At 59.5% G+C, this 5,166-nt stretch carries 6 protein-coding genes; all 6 read left to right on the top strand.

The annotated features are described in order from the left end of the window. Positions 1 to 380 precede the first annotated feature (380 nt). The 6 genes from ACPYOI_RS34815 to ACPYOI_RS34790 all read left to right on the top strand — a co-directional run bounded on the left by ACPYOI_RS34815 (position 381) and on the right by ACPYOI_RS34790 (position 5,045). Positions 381 to 590: a hypothetical protein gene (locus ACPYOI_RS34815; protein ID WP_481419342.1), complete on the top strand. Its 210-nt coding sequence runs from the start codon at positions 381 to 383 to the stop codon at positions 588 to 590. A 662-nt stretch (positions 591 to 1,252) separates the two neighbouring features. Next, positions 1,253 to 2,455, top strand: coding sequence for a sensor histidine kinase (locus tag ACPYOI_RS34810; RefSeq protein ID WP_481419343.1), 1,203 nt, complete (start codon positions 1,253 to 1,255; stop codon positions 2,453 to 2,455). A gap of 147 nt (positions 2,456 to 2,602) precedes the next feature. Further along, positions 2,603 to 2,908, top strand: a complete 306-nt coding sequence (locus ACPYOI_RS34805; RefSeq protein WP_481419344.1) for a hypothetical protein — start codon at positions 2,603 to 2,605, stop codon at positions 2,906 to 2,908. Between the two features lie 163 nt (positions 2,909 to 3,071). Further along, complete coding sequence (locus ACPYOI_RS34800) at positions 3,072 to 3,644, top strand: hypothetical protein (RefSeq protein WP_168833581.1); 573 nt, start codon at positions 3,072 to 3,074, stop codon at positions 3,642 to 3,644. 100 nt (positions 3,645 to 3,744) lie between these two features. Further along, entirely contained in the window at positions 3,745 to 3,984 is a 240-nt protein-coding gene (locus tag ACPYOI_RS34795; RefSeq protein WP_481419345.1) for a hypothetical protein, read from the top strand. A 155-nt stretch (positions 3,985 to 4,139) separates the two neighbouring features. Beyond that, a complete protein-coding gene (locus ACPYOI_RS34790) occupies positions 4,140 to 5,045 on the top strand; it encodes an acetamidase/formamidase family protein (protein ID WP_481419346.1) in 906 nt (301 codons plus the stop codon). Positions 5,046 to 5,166: the final 121 nt, after the last annotated feature.

Here is a 5,166-nt window from a genome sequence, read left to right as displayed (position 1 = left end):
AACGATCGGCTATAAATTCGATGGCGACACGTGATTTCCCCTTCAGAAATCAAGACGCCACTCTTTCCAACCTCAGGTGCATTAACGCCCACGACCGTCAGCAAAGAGAAAGATGTTTGCGATGGTCACTTGCGGTTTTACAGGCCGGCACACAGCGGACAACCGTTCCGCCCGCATTCCACCCGGCCAACACATAGTCGAAAACTTTCCTGTGCTTTCCGCCGGCCCAACGCCCCACGTCGAGCTGGAATCCTGGAAGTTCACGTTGAAGATCGGGCCGCGCCCGGTGAAGTCCTGGACCTGGAGAGTTCAACGCCCTTCCCCAGACAAGCTACTCGATCGCTTCGGCGCCCAGCTCTACCGGAATCCTGGAGCTGGCCGTGGAGCGGCTGCCAGGCGGTGAGGTGTCGCCATTCTTCCACGACGTTGCGGAGGTCGGAGATGAGATAGAGCTCCGTGCCCCGCTAGGTGGCCACTTCATCTGGCGGGACGATGCCTCAAGGCCAGTCCTACTGATCGGCGCCGGTCTAGTGTCGCGCCGCTTGCGGCGATGGTCCGCTACCGCCGCGCGAGCGGACAGCGCGTCCTGACCGAGCTGCTGATGTCCGCGCGTACGAGGCGAGGCACGCTTTTCGGAGACGAGCTGCTCGCCGCCGAAGAATCCAAGTCCGGCTTCTCCTTCGCCCTGGCTTTGACCCGGGAGCCGGCGACACGCAGGTCGGATTTTAGCCGACGTATTGACGCGGCCGATGGTCGCCGACATCGCGGCGAGATTGCCCCTCCCCGCCGCGTTCTGTGTTTGTGTGTGGGTCGAACGCTTTCGTCAATGTAGCCGCCGACGGTGCACTCGCGGCTGGGATCAATGCCGCGTCAATCAAGACCGAGCGATACGGCGCTTGATGGCTCGCGGGTTGAACGGTTGGCTTGGTCAGACATTCGCTAAATTACGGATGGCGAGAGCGAGTACGCTTGAGTTGGACAATCGTCTAGCATTGCCGACTAACGGCTACACCAGCTTTGCAAAGTCATAATCCGCACGTTGCCCGACATGCCGTATCAATAGCACGAGCGCATCTTGACATAGCTGACCTCGCTTTCGACCGCACAGAGAGTTTGACTCTCACGACATCGGCGATATCTGCTCGTACGTGTTGTCGCGGCGAGCAATTTTATTCTCATTGTTATTTTCGATCTGAAGGTTGACCGGCATGGCATCCGCGCGGGTGGCCGATAACGGCCGGCTATAGATTTGATGGCGACAGGTGATTTCCCTTTCGCCTCGCTCGACTACAGTCTGCTGCGCATCATCGTTCCCGCGACTTCAAGCTTGGAGGCCGATATGCAAATCGCAGAGTCAACGACAGTTCCATCGCCCCGCCCGGAAAGCAATCCTGTAATCGGCGTGCTGTCCGACGAAATCGTCGTCCTAGCGGAACGCGGTGGAGTTGCGATTGGGCCGGGCCGCGGATTCAGCACTTTCGTGCGACCGGTGCATCACAGCTCGGGACAAGGATCTCCGGCAAGGACACGGTCGGTCGAGATTCCCCTCATCGGAAGCGACGGGGAAATTTCAGGCGTTTTGTGTCGCGAAATCCCGCTCGCCGAGCGAGCTAATCCCGTAGCCGATTCAGAGCTTCAGCGCCTGCAGGAGATTGACGAGGTCGCCAAGGTCTTCGTTCACGACATTAACAATGTGCTATCGGTGATTGGGGGCGGCCTTCGCCTGTTGGAGTGCCAAGGCGACGCAGTCACTCGGGAGGTGATCTTCGAACGGATGTACCGGGCAGTCGAGCGAGGTGCGCGTTTGAGTCGGAGCCTGCTCGATGCAGGCAGGCACCCCCGCCCCTCCACCAGAGAGTTCGCGTCCCAAGCCCACCTGACCGCTGCCGCCGAAACGTTGGGGCACGCACTTGGCGAGCGGACCCGAATGGAGGTCGAGATCAGCCCCGACCTCTGGGAGTTCAGCGCGGACCCCGAGCAGCTCTTTTTCGCGCTGCTGAACTTGTGCCGTAACGCGGACGCGGCGATGTCGTGCGGCGGCGTCGTGTCGATCATCGCGACCAACGTTGATCCGCTCCCCGCAGCACCTCAAGGCGCCGTGGTGATCACAGTGGCGGACAATGGTTCGGGCATGTCGGAGGATGTCCTATCACGGGCCTTCGAACCTTACTACACCACAAAGGCGGCCGGCGACGGCACGGGGTTGGGCCTCCCCCAGGTTCGCAAGTTCGTCGAACAACACGGCGGCGCGATCCGGTTGGAGTCCGAGCCGGGCGTCGGCACGACGGTGCGCATGGTCTTTCCGCGGGTTTGCTCCGAGGCGAGAAACGACTCTCCGATCGTTGGTAGCGACGCATGCCCCAATGCCGGGACGCGCCAGCTCACAATCGGTTACGTCCCATCGCATTCTGGCGGCACATTCGTCCTCACCGGCTCTGACGCCGAGATCATTTGAGTGGTGACCACCTGGGGATGCGGTTAAGGAGGCAACAGGGACCTCGCGCTGGTTAGACCCGGCCTTTATTAGGACAAGAACAAAGTTCTCGGCCCGTCGAGCACCGAGATCACAGCCGTGGCGGCGATGATCGAGGGATGACCGCGGGTGCGTTCCCAAGAAGCTTTTCCTCTACGCCAGCCGTTTCAGCGACAGCTTCGACGACGCCGCAGAATCGGCTGGAAGATCTCGGTGTCGGGCTTCGACTGGCCCTCGCTGATCGCCGCGAAAGACGGGGAGATCGGGTGTCTGGAACGACTATACGGCGAGGGTCAGGAGCGCGTCGGCGTCGAGTTCGTTCACTCTCGTGCAGTGCTTGAGGACGCGCACACGGTCCGCCTTGTCGGCGACGGCCAGCTCGTGCCGCCTCGCTCTGTACCGAGCTACTCGAACTGTCGGACCGGATCGCAGTGAACGTCGTCGGCCCGCAAGCGCAGCCGTCCGGGAATGGAATCGATAACGGTACGGAATTTCCCAAGCTTGGCGACGGCGATTAGCGTCGGACACTTGACGTAGGATAGGGATCGGCCGAGATCGCGTACACCCGCTCACCGCGCCCGCAAATAAGGAGTTTCGAATGAACCTTGAGGTCGACGACATCGTCGAGGCCGTGTCTGAGCTCATAAAGCGCGGCTATGACCGGGAGTACCGGATCAAGGACGGCGGGCTCTACGACCTCGCGACCGGCATGGCAGTTGCGACAAGCGACGTCCAGGTTGACGTCTCCCTGAGGTTCGAGAGCGGATCCGGCGGAGGCGACGGATCAAACGTCTACGCGATTACAGATGGGAGGACGAAGGGTAAGGGGCTGCTGATCGACGCCTTCGATACACTCGACCAGGATTGTTCCCGCGAGCTCTTTGCGCGCCTCACGACCGCGCGGCGCCCCAAGCGGATCTCAGAAGAGGTGGCCCCTAGCCGGTATGGTCTTCGGAAGATCTACAAGAGCGAGTTCGAGGAAGATCCGGAGCGATTCGTGCTGCGCATCGACTTTCCCGACTTTCCCCCGTGTCCCTTCGGGCAGTCCTTTTCCGTGCTGGGATTCGACACCGCCGAGCAGCGGTACGTCTGGCTCGTCACGAGCATCCTGCGCGACTCGCGACTTGCTCGCGTGCCCTTCCAGGCTGCGGACGTTCCAGACAACGAATGATCGCGCAAAAGACGACGAACAAGCGCAGGCCGAGATAGCGAGCGATCTCTCCGAAGCGCTCGACGATACAGCCCACGACCACACAGACAAAATCGAGAAGTTGGAAAAGATCGATTTTGGTCCGAAATCAAGCGTCCAGGAAGGTGCGCTCATAAAGCTCTCCGGTCGCCATTTCATCGCGCCTCCGTTGGCTTGGAAGCAGGCTATACGAAGGACCCGCCGTGGCCGGGTTGAGTTCAACATCGTTTCGTTCACGCTCCTCGGCGACGGTCGCCAAGCGCCCGTGACAAGCGAAGCTGTCAGCTTAACGACAAATACCGCCATTCTGCTCGTCAAGTGAAAATTTCTAGTATAAGAAATCAACGACTTATCGTAGCGAAAATCCTGCGGAAAGCCGACTGAAAGCGTCATAGCGACTGAAGTTGACAGCTCCAACCGCCGCCTGGGAATAAAACCTCGCCTCTCTCGAACACTCAAACTCAGGACATAACTCAAATGCTTCGCCGTCTGGTCGTCGAGACCTACCACAATGTCATTGGAAAACTTCCCCCGGTTCTGACGGTGAACGACGGCGATATCGTCGTGACCGACACGATTGATGCGGCGGGCTTTGACAAGTCGGGGGTGCGGTATGCCTCGGGACCGAACCCGATGAACGGTCCCATATTTGTTTCTGGGGCCGAGCCAGGCGACGCCTTGAAAGTCGAGATTTTATCAATGACCCCGACTCGAGATACCGGGTGGACTCGGAGTTCGGTCGCGGCAAATGTTGTCGATCCCGAATATGTGCGCGGACTGCCGCCCCGAGACACTGCCATTTGGACGATTGATCAGCATTCCATGACTGTTCGCCTTCAAGACCCGATCCCGGGCCTCGAAGATCTCGTTCTGCCGATGCGTCCGATGATCGGCTGCTTCGGAGTAGCGCCAAGTCTCGGTCAGTCAATATCGACAGCAACGAGTGGCGAGTATGGCGGCAACATGGACTATCGCTTGTTTGGGCCAGGAACCACAGTCTGTTTGCCGGTCTTCGAGACAGGCGCGCTGTTCTTTGTTGGAGATTGTCACGCTTTGCAGGGCGACGGCGAGATCGTCGGGACCGGAATCGAAACGACTTTCGAGGTGACGATGCGCCTGTCCGTCGTGAAAGAAGCTAAAATCACGTGGCCTCGCGGCGAAACGTCTACTGACATCTTTACGATCGGCAACGCACGTCCGCTTGATCAGGCGCTCCAGCATGCTACCACGGAAATGCTGGAATGGCTGGGTCGTGATTACGGCCTTGGCAAAACGGCAGCCAGCCACCTTCTCGGCCAGGTCGTGCGATATGACATCGGCAACGTGTTCGATCCGGCCTACACAGTGGCTTGCCGGGTATCCAAAGAATGGTTGAAGCGATAAACGCACCGTCGAACGGCCATCGACTACGATCCGGTTAGAGCCACGACTAACCACCCACTAGCGTGTCGGCATGTTCAGCGGGAAGAGGCGGACCCGGTACTGAAGTCAGGGTGAATTGAAA

It is taken from the genome of Rhizobium sp. SVR5-2C, assembly GCF_056755115.1.
The sequence above is the reverse complement of the archived record's forward strand: the minus strand, read 5'-3'. Positions and strand labels throughout refer to the sequence as shown.